At 64.1% G+C, this 15,524-nt stretch carries 21 protein-coding genes; 16 read left to right on the forward strand and 5 right to left on the reverse strand.

Annotated elements, in window-relative coordinates:
- The coding region (locus tag ACEK02_RS07995; protein ID WP_371421255.1) for a hypothetical protein at positions 1–228 on the forward strand (228 nt) is incomplete at its 5' end.
- A gap of 378 nt (positions 229–606) precedes the next feature.
- Here ACEK02_RS07995 and ACEK02_RS08000 read toward each other — a convergent pair.
- On the reverse strand, positions 607–993 hold the full coding sequence (locus tag ACEK02_RS08000; RefSeq protein WP_209516744.1) for a hypothetical protein: 387 nt from the start codon (positions 991–993) through the stop codon (positions 607–609).
- A 166-nt stretch (positions 994–1,159) separates the two neighbouring features.
- On the opposite strand from ACEK02_RS08000, the gene ACEK02_RS08005 reads away from it, so the two are divergent.
- Positions 1,160–4,135: a TrlF family AAA-like ATPase gene (locus ACEK02_RS08005; RefSeq protein ID WP_209516741.1), complete on the forward strand. Its 2,976-nt coding sequence runs from the start codon at positions 1,160–1,162 to the stop codon at positions 4,133–4,135.
- A 31-nt stretch (positions 4,136–4,166) separates the two neighbouring features.
- Here ACEK02_RS08005 and ACEK02_RS08010 read toward each other — a convergent pair whose 3' ends face one another.
- The 3 genes from ACEK02_RS08010 to ACEK02_RS08020 form a co-directional block, all read right to left on the reverse strand.
- The gene (locus ACEK02_RS08010) at positions 4,167–4,844 is read right to left on the reverse strand and encodes a nucleotidyl transferase AbiEii/AbiGii toxin family protein (RefSeq protein WP_209516738.1); all 678 of its coding nucleotides are present in this window, start codon (positions 4,842–4,844) and stop codon (positions 4,167–4,169) included.
- Between the two features lie 4 nt (positions 4,845–4,848).
- Positions 4,849–5,115, reverse strand: coding sequence for a hypothetical protein (locus tag ACEK02_RS08015; RefSeq protein WP_371421290.1), 267 nt, complete (start codon positions 5,113–5,115; stop codon positions 4,849–4,851).
- A 110-nt stretch (positions 5,116–5,225) separates the two neighbouring features.
- Positions 5,226–5,468 carry a hypothetical protein gene (locus tag ACEK02_RS08020; RefSeq protein ID WP_209516735.1) on the reverse strand — a complete coding sequence of 81 codons (243 nt, stop codon included), beginning with the start codon at positions 5,466–5,468 and terminating at the stop codon, positions 5,226–5,228.
- Positions 5,469–5,782: 314 nt separating this feature from the next.
- On the opposite strand from ACEK02_RS08020, the gene ACEK02_RS08025 reads away from it, so the two are divergent.
- The 5 genes from ACEK02_RS08025 (at position 5,783) to ACEK02_RS08045 (ending at position 9,067) form a co-directional block, all read left to right on the forward strand.
- The gene (locus tag ACEK02_RS08025; protein WP_209516732.1) at positions 5,783–6,787 is read left to right on the forward strand and encodes a zincin-like metallopeptidase domain-containing protein; all 1,005 of its coding nucleotides are present in this window, start codon (positions 5,783–5,785) and stop codon (positions 6,785–6,787) included.
- Positions 6,784–7,185: a DUF2958 domain-containing protein gene (locus tag ACEK02_RS08030; protein ID WP_209516729.1), complete on the forward strand. Its 402-nt coding sequence runs from the start codon at positions 6,784–6,786 to the stop codon at positions 7,183–7,185. Before ACEK02_RS08025 ends, ACEK02_RS08030 begins: the two co-directional genes overlap by 4 nt.
- The gene (locus ACEK02_RS08035) at positions 7,185–8,417 is read left to right on the forward strand and encodes a hypothetical protein (protein ID WP_209516726.1); all 1,233 of its coding nucleotides are present in this window, start codon (positions 7,185–7,187) and stop codon (positions 8,415–8,417) included. Before ACEK02_RS08030 ends, ACEK02_RS08035 begins: the two co-directional genes overlap by 1 nt.
- 206 nt (positions 8,418–8,623) lie before the next feature.
- The gene (locus ACEK02_RS08040) at positions 8,624–8,800 is read left to right on the forward strand and encodes a hypothetical protein (protein WP_310066616.1); all 177 of its coding nucleotides are present in this window, start codon (positions 8,624–8,626) and stop codon (positions 8,798–8,800) included.
- Between the two features lie 57 nt (positions 8,801–8,857).
- A complete protein-coding gene (locus tag ACEK02_RS08045) occupies positions 8,858–9,067 on the forward strand; it encodes a hypothetical protein (RefSeq protein ID WP_209516720.1) in 210 nt (69 codons plus the stop codon).
- On the opposite strand, the gene ACEK02_RS08050 is transcribed toward ACEK02_RS08045, so the two are convergent.
- Positions 9,051–9,215, reverse strand: coding sequence for a DUF6771 family protein (locus ACEK02_RS08050; RefSeq protein WP_371421256.1), 165 nt, complete (start codon positions 9,213–9,215; stop codon positions 9,051–9,053). The genes ACEK02_RS08045 and ACEK02_RS08050 overlap by 17 nt on opposite strands.
- 216 nt (positions 9,216–9,431) lie before the next feature.
- On the opposite strand from ACEK02_RS08050, the gene ACEK02_RS08055 reads away from it, so the two are divergent.
- The 9 genes from ACEK02_RS08055 (at position 9,432) to ACEK02_RS08095 (ending at position 15,468) form a co-directional block, all read left to right on the forward strand.
- Positions 9,432–11,579 (forward strand): ParB/RepB/Spo0J family partition protein, encoded by a 2,148-nt coding sequence (locus tag ACEK02_RS08055; RefSeq protein ID WP_209516714.1) that lies wholly within the window; start codon positions 9,432–9,434, stop codon positions 11,577–11,579.
- Positions 11,580–11,645: 66 nt separating this feature from the next.
- Entirely contained in the window at positions 11,646–11,840 is a 195-nt protein-coding gene (locus tag ACEK02_RS08060; protein ID WP_209516712.1) for a hypothetical protein, read from the forward strand.
- A gap of 85 nt (positions 11,841–11,925) precedes the next feature.
- A complete protein-coding gene (locus ACEK02_RS08065) occupies positions 11,926–12,393 on the forward strand; it encodes a DUF6878 family protein (protein ID WP_209516709.1) in 468 nt (155 codons plus the stop codon).
- Between the two features lie 10 nt (positions 12,394–12,403).
- Positions 12,404–12,787, forward strand: coding sequence for a hypothetical protein (locus ACEK02_RS08070; RefSeq protein ID WP_209516706.1), 384 nt, complete (start codon positions 12,404–12,406; stop codon positions 12,785–12,787).
- Positions 12,784–13,005: a hypothetical protein gene (locus tag ACEK02_RS08075; RefSeq protein WP_209516703.1), complete on the forward strand. Its 222-nt coding sequence runs from the start codon at positions 12,784–12,786 to the stop codon at positions 13,003–13,005. Before ACEK02_RS08070 ends, ACEK02_RS08075 begins: the two co-directional genes overlap by 4 nt.
- Before the next feature lie 78 nt (positions 13,006–13,083).
- Positions 13,084–13,830 (forward strand): hypothetical protein, encoded by a 747-nt coding sequence (locus ACEK02_RS08080; protein WP_209516701.1) that lies wholly within the window; start codon positions 13,084–13,086, stop codon positions 13,828–13,830.
- A gap of 86 nt (positions 13,831–13,916) precedes the next feature.
- Positions 13,917–14,381, forward strand: a complete 465-nt coding sequence (locus ACEK02_RS08085) for a hypothetical protein (RefSeq protein ID WP_371421257.1) — start codon at positions 13,917–13,919, stop codon at positions 14,379–14,381.
- Positions 14,378–14,668, forward strand: coding sequence for a hypothetical protein (locus ACEK02_RS08090; protein WP_209516695.1), 291 nt, complete (start codon positions 14,378–14,380; stop codon positions 14,666–14,668). The genes ACEK02_RS08085 and ACEK02_RS08090 overlap by 4 nt, the downstream gene beginning before the upstream one ends.
- Complete coding sequence (locus ACEK02_RS08095; RefSeq protein ID WP_209516692.1) at positions 14,665–15,468, forward strand: hypothetical protein; 804 nt, start codon at positions 14,665–14,667, stop codon at positions 15,466–15,468. Before ACEK02_RS08090 ends, ACEK02_RS08095 begins: the two co-directional genes overlap by 4 nt.
- Positions 15,469–15,524 lie beyond the last annotated feature (56 nt).

The raw sequence follows: 15,524 nt of genomic DNA on the forward strand, positions 1-15,524 counted from the left end.
CTGCGAGTTTATAGTTTTGGGGCGTGGCTTGGCGTTGCGCACCTTCGCATCGGTAAGCATGGTTCGGTCTCCAAAAATACCAGACATCACTTCCACATGCATTATAACATACTGAAATCACGATTGAAATCCTCAATTTCTGGCAAGGCAATTTCGATCCAGCAATCATATAGCAAACATCGCAAAAGACTGCCGTATAGTGTCGCCCGCCGGGTCGTAGCTCCGTAAAGCGATTAGGCCTTTCCAGCGCGTTAGCCACCTAGATTGCCAACCGTTCAAACGGCGCAGGCTCGGGGGCGGGGGAAGCAGAGAGCGACGGGCACGCTCGCGGTTTGGGCATCGGTCGCCAACGCCGGGCGGCTCGCCTCCCGTCGGCACATGAAGGTCGCCCAGCAGACTGGCCAGGTCCAGCTTGACCATTTCGCTGACCGCTCCCCGATCGGCGGCAAGCCCGGTTTTCAGGCCGCCCAAGTGCTGCGCGTGGCCGACAGGACGCAGAGAAGGCACGACTGCCGAGGGCGAAAGAGTCGATCGGCCAAGGCCCCACGACGAAGCCCAAGGGCGCGCCGAAACCGCCCACAACCGCACAAGGTTGCGGGCCTGGCATTATCCTTCAGGCTGATCAGCAATCTGTTGGGCTTGTGCGCGCGCCACGGCCGCCAATTGCGGTGGCCGGAAAGCGCAGTCTCGCAACGTCTTGGCCCAACCGTCGTTGTGCGCGCACCACCGCGCAGCCCGCATAGGATCAATGCCGACATGGTCGAGCCAGAAACGGTTACTGATCAACGCGGGTAGCGCCCGGCTCAACCGACCACGATCCCGCCAATGGAGATTGCCGTGGATCACGATCGCCCAACCGGCCTCTTCGACGAGGCCGCCGGAAAGAAGCCCCGACACCTCATCCAGAGTCGCGCCGCAATGGCAGACGTATTGAGGAGAGCCGGCCTTCATTGCGGCAACTAGGATGCGCTGGATTTGCATCATCTCAGTCATAGGTAAGTCCTTCAATCGCACCGCGCGTCGATGCACGGCACAAGAAATTGAGAAGCTCGGTCGCGCTTCCGGGCCAAAACCGAGCAATTCAGACGACTTGCCGGTTTTGTGGGACGAGCTGATCCGCTACCCTGCGATCGATAATCGTTCCGGAGGCTGGTGGGGCATGGCGTCGAGAGGATCTGAATGGCGGCGATGGGAGCCGCATATCCACGCGCCCGGCACCGTTCTCAACAATCAGTTCGGCGGCCCCGATCCTTGGGAAACCTGGCTGGCGACGCTGGAGGGCGTTGCTCCTCGTATCGAGGCGGTCGCCGTTACCGACTATTATGTGACCGACACCTACGAGACGGTGCTGCGCCACAAGGCCGCAGGGCGGCTCGGCGCGATCGAACTCGTCTTCCCCAATATCGAGCTACGCCTCGATGTCGCGGCGCGGACGGGCTTCGTGAACATTCACCTGCTCGTCAGTCCGGAAGATCCCGACCATCTCACGAACGTGCGGCGGATCCTCGGTCGGCTCCACTTCCAGGCGTTCAATTCGCAATTCGACTGCACGCGCGACGAACTGATCCGGCTTGGCTGCACCGCCAACCCCGCGCTTACCGACGATCGCGCTAAGCTCGCGCATGGCGCCACCCAGTTCAAGGTGAACTTCCGCCAACTGCGCGAGGTCATCCACAGCAACGAATGGGCGAAGAAGAACATCCTCATCGCGGTCGCCGGCAGCGCTGACGATGGCACCTCGGGAATGCGGCAGGCGGCCGACGCGACGATGCGCCAGGAAATCGAGCGCTTCGCCCATATCATCTTCTCGAGCGCGCCTTCGTCGCGCGACTTCTGGGCGGGCCGTCGAAACCTGTCGCCCGAAGAGCTGCGTGTCCAATATGACGGCTGCAAGCCCTGCCTCCATGGCAGTGACGCTCACCAGCCGGCGCAGATCGGGCAACCTGCCGGGGATCGCTACACTTGGATCAAAGGTGCGCTTACCTTCGACGCGCTGCGCCAGGCCTGTATCGATCCCGAAGGGCGCGCCTTTGTAGGCACCCTGCCGCCGAGCACCGCCATGCCGTCCCAGGTGATCGCGGAGGTCAGCCTTTCAGATGCACCTTGGGCGGCGACGCCAACCATGCCCCTCAACCCGGGACTCGTCGCGATCATCGGTGCACGCGGTTCGGGCAAGACCGCGCTAGCCGACGTCATTGCCGCTGCGTGCGATGCGATCCCCGCCACCACCTGGAATGCCAATCCGGACCTCAGCCCATCCTTCCTGGTCCGTGCCCGGCCGCTCCTGGGCGCAGGCAAGGCGACACTGCGCTGGGGTGGGGGAGCTACAACCGATCGCTTCCTCGACGGCCGCGATGCCAATGGCGCCTTCGCCTTTCCTCGCGCACGCTATCTCTCCCAGCAGTTCGTGGAAGAGCTGTGCTCGGCCAAGGGAGCCTCGGACGGTCTCATCCGCGAGATCGAGCGCGTCATCTTCGAGGCGCATCCGCCGGCCGACCGCGACGGTGCCATCAGCTTCGAAGAACTGCGCGAACGCAAGACGCTGCGATTCCAACAAGCAAGGGCGCGCGAGGCTGAGGCGATCGCCGACATCTCCGAGCGGATCTCGGAGGAGTTCGAGAAGGAAGCGTTGATCGGCATGCTCGCCCAGCAGGTCAATCAGAAGAAGCAGGTGATCGCAGGTTATAATGCCGATCTTGCCAAGCTCGTGCTCAAGGGCACCCCCGCGCAGGCCCAGCGCCATGCGGCCCTAACGCAAGCCGTGCAGGCGCTCGACACGCGGCTCCAGCAGCTCGGCAACCAGCGGCGGGCTTTCCTCGCCATGCAGGATGAGGTTCGCAGCACGCGCGCAACCAAGGCACCGGAAATGCTGCGCCAGACCCAGGCGCGCCACCTCGCCAGCAGTCTCGATCAGGCCCAATGGCAGGAGTTCCTTCTGGTCTACCAGGGCGACGTCGATCAGAGCCTCGCCGGCTACGTCCGGTGGGCCGATGGCCAGATCTCGGATCTGCAAGGCGTGCCGCCGGTGCCTGGTGATCCCGCGACATCGCTGATCGCCGACGGCGCCGATCTCGCGACCGTGAAACTCGCCATCTTGCGCGCCGAAATGACCCGCCTCGAGGCGCTGTTCAGTGCCGACCGGGTCGTGCGCGAGCAATATAGCGCGTTGACCGCCCGCATCGCGCAGGAAAACTCTGCCCTCCAGACGCTTGAGGCCCGCCTTGCCGATGCTCAAGGCGCTGCCGCCCGGCGCAAGGACCTTCAGACCGAACGGGACGCAGCCTATGGCCGGGTGTTCGGCGCCGTAGTCGACGAGCAGAATGCGCTGGCGGCGCTTTATGCCCCGCTCATGACCAAGCTCGCGGCGGCCTCGGGTACGCTCCGCAAGCTGAGCTTTTCCGTCCGGCGCGCCGCCGATGTCGAGGGCTGGGGCGGCTTTGCCGAGGAGCAGTTGCTCGATCGGCGCAAGAGCGGTCCGTTCAACGGGCGCGGCGCGCTGATCGGTGTCGCCAACACGGCGCTTCGGCCCGCCTGGGAAACCGGCAGTGCCGCCCAGGTGCAGGCGGCAATGAGCGGCTTCATCGCGAACTATACCCAGTCATTGTTCGAACATGCCCCCTTCGCACCGACCCAGCAGACCGAGTTCCGCGCCTGGTCGAAACGCTTCGCCCACTGGCTTTTCCGCACCGATCATATCAGCGTGCGCTACGAGATCGCCTATGACGGTGTCGATATCGGCAAGCTGTCGCCCGGCACGCGCGGGATCGTCCTGCTGCTGCTCTATCTTGCGCTCGATGATGGCGACGATCGTCCGCTGATCATAGATCAGCCCGAGGAGAATCTCGACCCCAAATCGGTGTTCGACGAACTCGTTTCGTTGTTCATCGCCGCCAAGGCGAAACGCCAGGTTATCATGGTCACCCATAATGCCAATTTGGTGATCAATACCGACGCGGATCAGATCATCATCGCCGAATCCGGGCCGCATCCGGCTGGCGGGCTACCGCCTATAACCTATGTTTCAGGCGGTCTTGAAGATGCCGAGATCCGGCGCAGCGTCTGCGACATTTTGGAGGGTGGTGAACAGGCCTTTCGCGAACGTGCCCGGCGGCTTCGCGTCCACCTTGATCGATGATGGACGGGGTTTGCCGATGCAACCGCCCAATCTAGAAGGTCTCAATGGTGCGTTTAAGCAGGTCGTTGCTCAGTCCCTGAGCACGGCCGATCAGAGGGCGGGTCGTATCCCGTACCATCAGTTGGGCATTAATCGCCTCAACCGCTGCCGCCGTTGCCTTCTCGACGGTTTCGAGCGCCGTGCGGCACCGGTTCATGCCGCACGCGCGTAACGCAGCAATCACATAGTCCGCGCCATAGCTTTCAGCCACCGTCGCAAGGTCGAACATGTCGCGCGGCTGAAAATTCCAGCCGCGGAAGTAGACCTTCTTGGCGATGATCTCTGCAGGCGTTTCCAACCAGACCGTCCGCCCGCGGACGTCGCTCGAAGTGACCGGGTCATCGGTGATGCTGGGCGCGCAAATGAAGTCGATTTCGCCGAGATCCCGATAGGCCAGCTTCAGGACACCGCTGCCGTCGCTGTCATAGCTCTCCGGCCGCCTCTCGAGCTGCATCCCCTGCGTCTCGGGGTTGAGGAAGGGTAGAATCTGCGGGTCGTCGAGGAACAGATCGATATCGTGGCTTTCACGATGGTCGATCTGAAGCATCAGCGCGGTGCCGCCGCCAAAACTCCAGTCCGGTGCAAAGCCGTTGGTTTGCTCGAAATGATCGAGAATGGAGGTCGCCAGATCGAAAAGGACCGGCCATTCGCTTGGCCGCCCGGCCGACACCCGATCAGACCGCCAGCGGCAGCGTGTAGCCCGACAGCTTGGCGAACTGGCCGGCGACCTTGCTCGCCTGACCCAAATCCACGTCCATACCCTTCAGAAACTGCTTCTGAACAGCGGCGGGAACCTCGGAAAAGAACGAAAAGACCGGCGCATTGAACTCGACCGCGCTCTGGGGATCGGCAACCATCGCGGCGAGTTGATGCACGGACAGGTCCGCCCCATAAGGGGCGTTGACCGTCGTCATCACCTGTGTCGCCACATTCGTCATCATCGAACCCACAACGCGATCCGACATGGATCGTTGCCACTATATAGCCCCGAGGGCTTATCAAAACAAGAATCGGTGCCGGCGCGGTCCCTTCGCCCTTCCGGCCGCATTACTCAATCACCGGGTTCGAATGTCACCAGGACCAGATCGATCAGCCCGCGCCCGTGGTCGCTCGACGGATGCGCCTTATGGACGCGGTAACCATCGCCCTCATGGTTGTGAAGATCACGTACCACTGATTGGAACGCTTCGAGATCCGAAGATGAATCTCCTGCGGGCCTGAAAGATGCGCTGTTGGTCTTGCGATCGACCCGGAAATTGGTGCCGTTCGCGATGAGATTCTCGATATAGTTCAACGTAACCCCCTCCCGACGCCTCTTTATCACAGCTGATAAGGTAGCCGACACTCAGCTACCGATTTAATTCCGCTGCTGCGATGGTGTGCGCCAGCTGGCCGCGCAGGCTGCGGCCGCAGACAAACCTAAGGCAAGTGACTCGGGAGGGGAATGCCTTCCCCTGCCAGTGAGCCGCTCAGCTAGCGTCTCTCCGGACCCCTTCTGCCGGGCTGCCGCCTCGCGCCATCCCAGGAGAGTGAGAGGAATGCCGACCCGCCATGACGGGTTGAGGGTGGCGAGAGAGGCTCGGCGCCGGCCCGTCCTGGAGACAGGCCATGGCACGGACACGCCGCACCCGCCCGACCGAACGGGCGAACCTCTATGAGCAGATCACCCACCGCATCATCGCCGAACTCGAAGCCGGGCGCGTTCCCTGGGTCCAACCCTGGGGCTCGTCCCGCGCCTCGATCGGCATGCCGTACAATGCCGTCAGCAATCGCCGTTACAGCGGCCTCAACATTCTCACGCTCTGGAATGCCGTCATCGAACGCGGCTTCTCCGTGCATGCCTTCCTGACCTTCCGCCAGGCGGTCGCGCTCGGCGGCTCGGTGCGCCGCGGCGAACATGGCGTCGGCATCATCTACACCCGCCGCTTCATCCCCGGTGAAGAGCGTCGCCGCGCCGAAAACGAGGGCCGCGAGCCCTCGGGCGGCATTCCCTTCCTCAAGAGCTTCACCGTCTTCTCGGTCGAGCAATGCGACGGGCTTCCAGCGAATATCTGCGAACCGCCCCCGCCGATTCCCGAGGGCTTGATCCTCCCGCAAGCCGAGGCACTGATCGCGGCGACCGGCGCCGACTTCCGCATCGGCGGCGGACAAGCTTATTACTCACCCCGCCACGACTACGTCCAGGTACCGAGACCGGACGATTTCTTCGATCCCGTGAACTGGCACCGGACGGCTTTTCATGAGCTAGGTCATTGGGTTGGCGGCTCTGCCCGATTGAACCGTGACCAGACCGGCAGTTTCGGATCGGTCGCCTACGGGAAGGAAGAGCTGGTCGCCGAAATGACCGGCGCCTTCGTCTGCGCCGCCCTCGGCATCGTGCCGACCGTCCGGCATACCGACTACCTCGGATCCTGGCTGGAGATCATCCGAGAGGACAGCCGCGCGATCCTGCGCGCCGCCAGCGCTGCCTCCAAGGCAGCCGACCATCTCCTTGCCTTCCGGCCGGATGCGGTGCCGCATGCCGTGAATGATGACGATGATCCGGACCACGATCCGGCACCGGCGCTCGATGGGAGGCTGACCGCAGACACGCGGCTGCGGTCAGCGGCATGATCCTCCTCACCCCCGAGCTGCGCGAGCAGCTTCGTGCCAACGATCGTGCCCACCATGAGGCCCAGGCCCGCAATGGGCGCGAGCCCGATCCCGTTCCGGTCGTTCGCTTCTTCAACCCCGTGGGTCAGGCGACCTGGCTTGCAACCGAAATTGACCAGGACGGGATTCTGTTCGGACTTGCCGATCTCGGCTTCGGCTGCCCGGAATTAGGCAGCTTTGCGCTCGAGGAGCTGGAAGCGATCCGGCTCCCGTTCGGGCTTGGTATCGAGCGGGACATCCTGTTCGAAGGCGCTTTCCCGCTGTCGGTCTATGCCGAGGCAGCGCGTCGTGCCGGCTCTCTGGTCCTGGCGGAAGGAATTCTCCGCAAGGCGCAGGCGTCTTTGCGGGGAGGGCGGTGATGCGCTTCCGTAAATGGCCGAGGCCCGCCGCCTATGAGGAGACAGCGCGCAAGCGCGCCGCCTTCGCGACGAAACAGCGCCGCGAACGCGAGGCGCTGCCGCTGTTTGCCAACATGATCGCCGCGGGGCAGCATAGCGTGGAGGAAGAGATGGCCGACCGCGCCGTCTGGTGGCCCCAGCAGCAGCGGCGGCTCCGGGACGAACGCGCGGCTGTGTGGCGACAGGCGCGGACGCGATTGTTCGAGTTCTCCGAGCAAAAGCGGGGTGCAATCCGACGCGCTTGGCGGGATTGCCCCTATCCCGCCGACCCCTACAGCCTTGTCGACTTCCTCTATCAGATCGCCGTCGGCAAGGTCGATCCCGAGCGGCCGCCCTGGAGATATCATGCGCGCGCGCAGGCCCGCACGACGATCAATCCCACGAGCTTCGACGAAGCATTCAAGCGTATCGGGCAGCGCAAGATCGAAACCGCGCCGGGGCTGCCCGTCGTCGAGGTGCCCCACTATTGCGGCAATCTCGGCCACGGCATCCTGTTTCTCGATGCCATGCCGCCGCCGCGCGATGGCGATCCGATTGCCATTCATGTGCGCGGGGTCTGCACCGATGCCGACATCGCGCTGATCGGCCGGCTCGCAGAAGCTGCCGAGCAGCGCCCGGTGAAGGTGATCCGTGTCGACGTGCTGCAGACGCGCGCGACGGGCTTTTCGCACCGCCTGCTCATTCTCGGCTGCTCGGCGACCAAGCGGAATGATCCGGGCTGGATGCCGGCTTGGGAGCGCTACGACGGGCCGCTCTGGCGGACCTGGCGCACGGTCGACCCTGGTCGTCGGCTCGCCCGCGTCGGCTTCCTGTCCGCGCGCTACGGATTCGGTAGTGGCGATCGGCCGATCGAGGATTACGACGCCCGCCTGACCTCCGACCTCGCCGACCGGATGATCGCTGGCGGCATGACGACGCGCTGGCCGCGCCCGCCATCCGCGAACAGGCCCGACAATTATGGTTCGCATCCCGGCTGCGAGATTGCGAGCCTAGCCTACCACGGCACGCGGCCATTCACGGACGTCGCGCTGGTCGGGGGTGGGCTCTACCTCAAGGTCATGCGCGCCTTTCTCGACGGCTTTCGGGAGATGCGCTGCGTCGCGCCCGACGCGGAGATCACCGAAATCAACGCCGGGATCGGTGTCATGCGTCAGCGGCTGCGGGCATGGCTCGAAGGGGGACGCGGATCATGAGCGATCGGTCGCCAACCCTAGGCCACAATGGTGGACCCTCCCTCAATGACGATTCTGACCCGGCGCCGCCCGGCCCGCGCTATTGCAAGTATTGTTGCCACTGGTCGCCGCCCTCGGATTACGAGGTTCGCGATCATGAGGCGTTCCGGCTGGGTTTGTCGCGGCGTCGGGTCAAACGCCCGACCGGCACATGCGATCGAGTCCTCATGCGGCCTGGTAAGCCGCTCGCCTTTTCCGCCACCAGCGACACCTTCGGCTGCCTCAACTTTTCGGCCAAGCCGCCACCACCGATCACGCCAGGGCGCGGCTTCGTCACCGTCTATGAGGGTGACCGGATCGTCTGGCAGGGCCATGAGGAAGACCTGCCTGAAGAGCATCGCTGAATATGTCCGCTCCATATCATGCTATGAACGGGGCCTGTTTCGGATGGAGTCGCGCCGATGCCCAAAAATCGTCAGACCTTCCACGACCCGCTGGGTGAACTGGCGCCGGTTACGATCGAAATCCTCAAAGGCGATATATTGCGCTTCACCCAGGTCGACAGCAGCGGACGCACCAATGTCGTCACCTTCAGCGACCGTCTCGCTGTTCGACGCGATAGCCTCGCACCTGGACAGTGGAGGGATGTCGGGGTCAGAGCGGAAGCGTAAACTGGTTCACGTCGGCCTCCGGGCAGCCCTCCAGCTTCTCGATGATCGTTATGGCCAATGTCTCGGCCGCACGCTCGCGCATCCGCTCGTCCGGCATCGTCAATCCGACACGCGCCCAGCCCGGTGCCGCAAGCAGGATCGCGGACAATATTTGCGGCTCGATTCGTTCCATAGGCGCATGAGAACATAACGGGAACTTCTGGGCAAGGCCTCCGAGATGTGGTGGCGCGGCGTTGCGACGGACGCCGCCACCGCCGTCGCGGCCAGCCTGCGGCCGGCCGCAAGAGCTAGAGGGAAGCCGGGGCTTCATGACGGGCAAGGAGCCGAGAGAGAGTCTCGCGGCGGCCCGTCATGGAGAAGTCCCATGGCCAAAGCGCCTCAGAAGATCAGCCTCAGCGGTTCGCGCGACATTCCGTTCGACCGCTTGGCGCTGTCCCAGTCCAACGTTCGTCGGGTGAAGGCGGGCGTCTCGATCGGTGAACTGGCGGATGACATCGTCCGCCGCACCTTGCTCCAGAGCCTGAACGTGCGTCCCATCCTGGATGGCGAGGGCCAGGAGACCGGCCAATTCGAGGTGCCGGCCGGTGGCCGGCGGTTCCGCGCGCTGGAATTGCTGGTGAAGCAAAAGCGGCTCGCGAAGGATGCCCCCATCCCATGTGTCGTGAAGGCGGCCAATGACGTCGTCACCGCCGAGGAGGACAGCTTTGCGGAAAACACTTTCCGCGAGCAGCTCCACCCCCTCGACCAGTTCCGCGCCATGCAGGCGATGGTCGACAAGGGCGAGGGGATCGAGTCGATCGCCGCGCACTTCCTGGTGACCCCGGCGGTCGTGAACCAGCGGCTGCGACTCGCCAAGGTCAGCCCCAAGCTGCACGACATCTATGCCGAGGATGGCATGACGCTCGAGCAGTTGATCGCCTTCGCCGTCTCGGACGATCACGAGCGCCAGCAACAGGTCTGGGAGATGCTCGCCCATAGCTACAACAAGTCGGCCGCCTTCATCCGCCAGAAGCTCACCGAGGATACGGTGCGCGCGGCGGACAAGCGTGTGCGCTTCGTCGGCATCGACGCTTATGTCGCCGCGGGCGGCGCGGTCCTGCGCGACCTGTTCGAGCCGGACGACGGCGGCTGGCTCACCGATCCCACTCTGCTCGACCGACTGGTGGCCGAGAAGCTTCAGGCCGAAGGCGAGACGATCGGGGTCGAGGGTTGGAAGTGGGTCGCGACCGCGGTCGACATGCCGTGGAACGTGACCGCGGGCCTCCGCGAGATCGACGGCGTCGAGCTTGCGATGACCGCAGAGGAGGAAGCCACGCTCGCCAGGCTTCAGGCCGAGATCGAGGAACTCGAAGCCGAATGGGCCGATGCCCCTGAGGTGCCCGATGAAATCAGCGAGCGGCTGGACGCCATCGACGAAGCAATCGGCGCGCTTGTCGAACGGCCGATGATCTTCAGGGTGGACGACATGGCGATCGCCGGCGTGTTCGTGTCGATCGAGGTCGATGGCACGCTATCCATCGAGCGCGGCTATGTCCGACCCGAGGATGAGCCGGCGGTTGCTACGGAGGATACGGACACCGGTCGGGACCCCGACGCCTCGGACGAGGATCGCATCGACGGCGCGAGGGCTGCTTCGCCCCGGCCGCTCACGTCCAACGTCGTGCCGATCGGCGCGGCTTCGGACGATGATGAGGATGAAGACGGGGAGCTTGTGAAGCCGCTGCCCGACCGGCTCGTCGCCGAACTGACCGCTTGGCGGACGCTAGCGCTGCAGGATGCCTTCGCGCGTCAGCCGTCCACGGCTTTCGCGGCGGTCCTCCACGCTTTCGTACTCGATTGCTTCTACTCCTCGACGCGCGATTCCTGTCTCCAGATCTCGCTGCACGACGTGACGTTCGGGCATTCGGTCACGGGCTTGCGCGACAGCGCACCGGCGAAGGCGATCGACGAACGCCACAAGCGTTGGGCCGACCGGCTTCCCGATGACGACAAGACGCTGTGGGACGCGCTGCTCCTGTTCGACGGCAACGAACAGGCGGCGTTGTTCGCACATTGCGCGTCCCGGGTGCTGAACGCCCAGGTCGAAATGGTCCCGAAGTACGACAATGGCCGGGTCTCGAAGTCGATGGTCGAACGGCGCGTCGCGCATAGCCACGTGCTGGCGCGTGCGGTCGGGCTCGACCTGGTCGAGGCGGGTTGGCGCCCGACGGTCGCGGGCTACCTCGGCAGCGTCACCAAACAGCGGATCGTCGCCGATGTGGCGGAGGCGAAGGGCGCCAAGTTCGCCGGCATGATCGACCATCTTAAGAAGGCCGACATGGCCCGCGAGGCCGAGCGGCTGCTGGAGGATTCGGCCTGGCTGCCCGAGCCGATGCGCACGCCTGTCCCGCTCGACGCGCTCACGAACGACGACGGTAACGCCGACGAGATCGAGGCGCTCCCGGCCTTCCTCGAGGAGGAGCCTGTCGTCACCGGCGATGACGATGGCGAGGCCTTGCCCGAGGCCGCCTGACTTCCACGGCGGGGCGGTTTCGGCTGTCCCGCCACCTTCTCCATTCTGCTTCCAAGGGATCGACCGATGAACGTTTCCAACATTGAATCCGCCTCCGCCGCCGATCTGGCGCCGGTCCTGCTCTCCTGCCTCCAGCGTCTTGGTCAGCTCGGCCGGGAAGGCGCCGTGGCGCTCGCGCGTCTGGTCGAAGACGACGATGCCGATTTCGACGAGGCCTCCGAGTGGATCGCCGATATCGCGTCAGGCGGCCTTCGCGAATGAGGCGAAGATCGCGCCCAAATCCCCATCCCAACTTCACAGAAAGCCCGGCCATCACGCCGGGCTTTCGCGTTTCAGGAGATTCGCAATGACGGATGCACCACAACCAGCCATCGACATGGCCGCTCTCAGCCGGAAGTTCGCACTCTGGGAGGCCTCGGCCACAGCACTCGTTCCCCAGAACAAGGCCAGTCTGTTCGCCTCCCTGGCCTCGGCGAATATCACGCGCGTCACCGTCATCTTCGATGGCGAAGGTGACAGCGGACAGATCGAGGACATCCAGGCCTTCAACGGCGACGTACCAGCGTCACTTCCAGAGCAGCAGATCGACATGCTCGACTTGCCTTATGGGGAGAGCCAGGCAGTGACCCGCCAACAAGGCGCCGCAGTGGCGATCGAAACGCTCGCCTACGATCTGTTGCGCGAAAAGCATGAAGGCTGGGAGAACTCGGACGGCGCCTATGGCGAGTTCATATTCGATGTCGTCGCCGGCACGATCACGCTCGACTATAACGAGCGCTTCATGTCGTCCGAAAACCACGTCCATGAATGGTGAGGAGCCGGCGATGGGACATTGTTATCATCACGCCCTTTCCTCAGTGCGTAAATGGGGTGGCGCGCCTGAAGATTTTCTGCCGCTCCACCAGTGGTTCGATGAATCGAAGGCGATCACCGCCGACTTCCGCCACCGGGCGCTCCGCCATCACGCCGAGGGCATCTTCATGCTGGAGCGCTTCTTCGGGGCGACGATCACCATTTCGACGGGGCGCGTCGTGCCGGTGCGGCTGATCGGTGAAATGCACGTCCGAGAGGATTTGGGTTTCATCCCCAGCTTCGCCGATTGGGTACGTTGCATCCGGCCGGAGCCCTGGATGGGCCGAGCCCAGCCCATCCACCGCTACGTCGATCCTTTTGCCGCCCAGCCGGCCGTCGCGATGGAGGCGGTATGAAGGTCCAGGCAGTCCTCGAATTCGATCTCGAGGCGGACGACCGAACCCCGATGGTGATGGCCGAGCAGCTCCATCAGGCGGCCGGCGATACCGATCATGCCATCCGCAACCGGCTGATGGGCGGCGGCTTCCTCGCCTATGACCTGCTGGTGAGGAGCTGGACGCTTCGAACCCAAATTCTCGATGGGACGCCTGACGATCGAGATCTGCCTCCCTGATCCGCGTCGCGCATCCGTTCCCTTGTTCCTGCGAAAGCCCGGCCGCGTGTCGGGCTTTCGCGTATCTGGAGACTTGTCATGGCTGATTATTATTCCCCGACCGTCGTTCGTCCGAGCATCCCGGGGAGCGCTATCACGCGGCTCGAATGGGCCTTGCTCACCGGTATGTTCGAGCATGAACGCGATGGCGAGGCCGTCTACTTCTTCGCAAGCGAAGGACCCTCAAGCACGATCTGGCTCGACATCGCGGAGGTGAAGGGCATGCTGCGCGATGAGGATGCGCCTTCCGGCATCGTCGTCGAGATGGTCCGCGAGAAGCTGAAGACGACCGATCCCGACGAACTCGAACTGGAACTCGACCTCTCCGATCTGGGCGAGGCCGCGATCTTCCAGGAAATCGTGCGTCGCAGCGCGACGCTCGACCATGTGGTCATCACCTCCGCCTGGACTTGCAGCAAGATGCGGCCGGACGGCTTTGGCGGTGGTGTCACTGTGGTCACAGCCGACCACATCCTCTCCAGCTCGACGACCGAGATGGAAGGCCGCCTCCTTGACCAGGCGGACTATGGCGACCTCGGTTGCGCGCCCGGGCATGGGAAGCATCCCGCGCTGGTGCTCGGCGAAGAGGATGTGCGCTCGATGGTGGCCGACATCCAGCATGCCTATGCCGGAACCGACACGGCGGCGGTCGCGGTCAGCGATGATCAAATCCGCGCAGCCTGTATCGAGGTGATCGGTCGGCTCGATCCCGACGAGCAACTCCACAACATCGAGTTCGCCGCCGCCGTCGCCGCGATCGGGATCGCACGCGGCACGCCCGCCTGACCCGTTCTTCACCCCATCGCCAACACCTCGAAAGCCCGGCCACCGCCGGGCTTTCGCGTTTCAGGAGATATGAAATGTCCGCTCCGTTGATCTACGAAACCGCGCCGCTCGGCAGTCTGATCCGCTATTCCAACGGCGAGCCGCGCCCGCCCGAGCGCTTCACCCGCAAGGTCAAAGCCTGGACCAACGACAATGGCGTCGGGCGGCTCACCGAGCGCCGGCCGGAGGAAATCCGCCCCACGTATCGATCGCCCGCCGGCTTCTGCCTGCATCTTGGCGACTATGGCAGTGGCGGGATCATCGCGGTCATCGTGCATCGGCATTATTCGGTCGAAAGCGCGCTCGACTTCGAAATCGTCGAGACGCCGACGCCCGGCATGGTCCGCGTGCTGACCAGCTTTGGCGGGCGCGACGAACTGCGTTTCCTCGCGCCCGACATGGCGTCGGCGGAAGCCTGGCTCGACCGCAACCGCTACAGCAACGCCCGGTTCGAGGTCGTTGGCGATCCCGACCCGGTGCTGCTGCCCTCCAATCTCGGGAGGGCGGCATGACCGTGCGGCGCCATTTCGTACATGTCTATACGACCATCCGGATCAAGGTGGCGGTCGATGCGACCGATCACCGCGCGGCGATGCAAGCCGCCGACGCGGTGGTGTTCGGCGACCGGCACGCGGTCGAACTGTTCCCGGACCATCCGGCGGTCATAGACGCCGACTATGCTGAGGAGGTCACCGAATATCTGGTCGATGAGGCCGATGACCCGACCTTCGAGCACTCACGCAATTATGGTCCGGATTTCGCGCCTGCTCTCCACCAAAACGACAGGAGGGCGGCATGACCCGGATCGTGATCGAATATGGCATGACCGCCGCCGGCATGATGGCGGCGCGGGTCGTCGACTTGGGCTATATCGCCATTCCGGCGCGGGACGGCTTCCGCCTCGCATCGGGCTGGCGGCTGTCCAGACCCCTTGCCGAGTGGGACGAGAAAGACGTCTTCGGGAGCGAAGGCATCGTCGCCGACGAAGCGGGCTTTCGCGCGCACGTCGAGGTGATCGCGGCCCACCTCCGGCAGCGCGAAGCGCTCGGCCGCAAAGATGTCCGAATGCGGCTCTCCACACCTTGGGGCATGTCGCAGGGCGCGACTGTCTATGCGCAAGGCGTGGTGTTCCATTCGACCGCTTCGCATGGCGGCTTCAAGCTCGACCGCGCCCGCAATGCCGCTCTCCATCCGGCGCTTCGGATCAAGGGCGGCTGGTATGAGGAGGACGGTGACTGGGCACGTGTCGCGGTCGGTTATCCCGATCTCTTCACGGATCGGGAAAGGCACAAGGCGGATCGGACGCTTCGGGACTGGGAGCCCGATGCTTGGGAAGCCGTGCATGGTCGGACGCTGACGGCGGAAGACTCCTTCACCCGCGATCGAGAGCGGTTCCAATACGAACACGCCGAAGACTGGGTGGTCATCTCGGCAATGCGATCGGATCGTTATCCCGGTCTCGTAGAAACGGTGGCTACTATCGGTGGCCGCCGAGATATTTCCCAAAGCCGGAGCTATCTCGTGTCCGCTGATGAATATAGTGCAGGGCGGCACGGGTTCGTGATCGATCCCATACGGCATCGTCCGCTCGCCGCTTGAAACCGGGCCCGTTCCGCTTGTCGGAACGGGCTTTTTCATGCCCGCATTGCAGAGCC

It is taken from the genome of Tardiphaga sp., assembly GCF_041424195.1.
GTDB lineage: Bacteria > Pseudomonadota > Alphaproteobacteria > Rhizobiales > Xanthobacteraceae > Tardiphaga.

Excerpts from the sequence above, each read along its gene's own strand:
- ACEK02_RS08000 (WP_209516744.1), bottom strand. The coding sequence starts at position 993 with ATGACTGAGATGATGCAAATCCAGCGCATCCTAGTTGCCGCAATGAAG.
- ACEK02_RS08005 (WP_209516741.1), top strand. The coding sequence starts at position 1,160 with ATGGCGTCGAGAGGATCTGAATGGCGGCGATGGGAGCCGCATATCCAC.
- ACEK02_RS08015 (WP_371421290.1), bottom strand. The coding sequence starts at position 5,115 with ATGATGACGAATGTGGCGACACAGGTGATGACGACGGTCAACGCCCCT.
- ACEK02_RS08025 (WP_209516732.1), top strand. The coding sequence starts at position 5,783 with ATGGCACGGACACGCCGCACCCGCCCGACCGAACGGGCGAACCTCTAT.
- ACEK02_RS08030 (WP_209516729.1), top strand. The coding sequence starts at position 6,784 with ATGATCCTCCTCACCCCCGAGCTGCGCGAGCAGCTTCGTGCCAACGAT.
- ACEK02_RS08035 (WP_209516726.1), top strand. The coding sequence starts at position 7,185 with ATGCGCTTCCGTAAATGGCCGAGGCCCGCCGCCTATGAGGAGACAGCG.
- ACEK02_RS08040 (WP_310066616.1), top strand. The coding sequence starts at position 8,624 with ATGCGGCCTGGTAAGCCGCTCGCCTTTTCCGCCACCAGCGACACCTTC.
- ACEK02_RS08045 (WP_209516720.1), top strand. The coding sequence starts at position 8,858 with ATGCCCAAAAATCGTCAGACCTTCCACGACCCGCTGGGTGAACTGGCG.
- ACEK02_RS08055 (WP_209516714.1), top strand. The coding sequence starts at position 9,432 with ATGGCCAAAGCGCCTCAGAAGATCAGCCTCAGCGGTTCGCGCGACATT.
- ACEK02_RS08060 (WP_209516712.1), top strand. The coding sequence starts at position 11,646 with ATGAACGTTTCCAACATTGAATCCGCCTCCGCCGCCGATCTGGCGCCG.
- ACEK02_RS08065 (WP_209516709.1), top strand. The coding sequence starts at position 11,926 with ATGACGGATGCACCACAACCAGCCATCGACATGGCCGCTCTCAGCCGG.
- ACEK02_RS08070 (WP_209516706.1), top strand. The coding sequence starts at position 12,404 with ATGGGACATTGTTATCATCACGCCCTTTCCTCAGTGCGTAAATGGGGT.
- ACEK02_RS08075 (WP_209516703.1), top strand. The coding sequence starts at position 12,784 with ATGAAGGTCCAGGCAGTCCTCGAATTCGATCTCGAGGCGGACGACCGA.
- ACEK02_RS08080 (WP_209516701.1), top strand. The coding sequence starts at position 13,084 with ATGGCTGATTATTATTCCCCGACCGTCGTTCGTCCGAGCATCCCGGGG.
- ACEK02_RS08090 (WP_209516695.1), top strand. The coding sequence starts at position 14,378 with ATGACCGTGCGGCGCCATTTCGTACATGTCTATACGACCATCCGGATC.
- ACEK02_RS08095 (WP_209516692.1), top strand. The coding sequence starts at position 14,665 with ATGACCCGGATCGTGATCGAATATGGCATGACCGCCGCCGGCATGATG.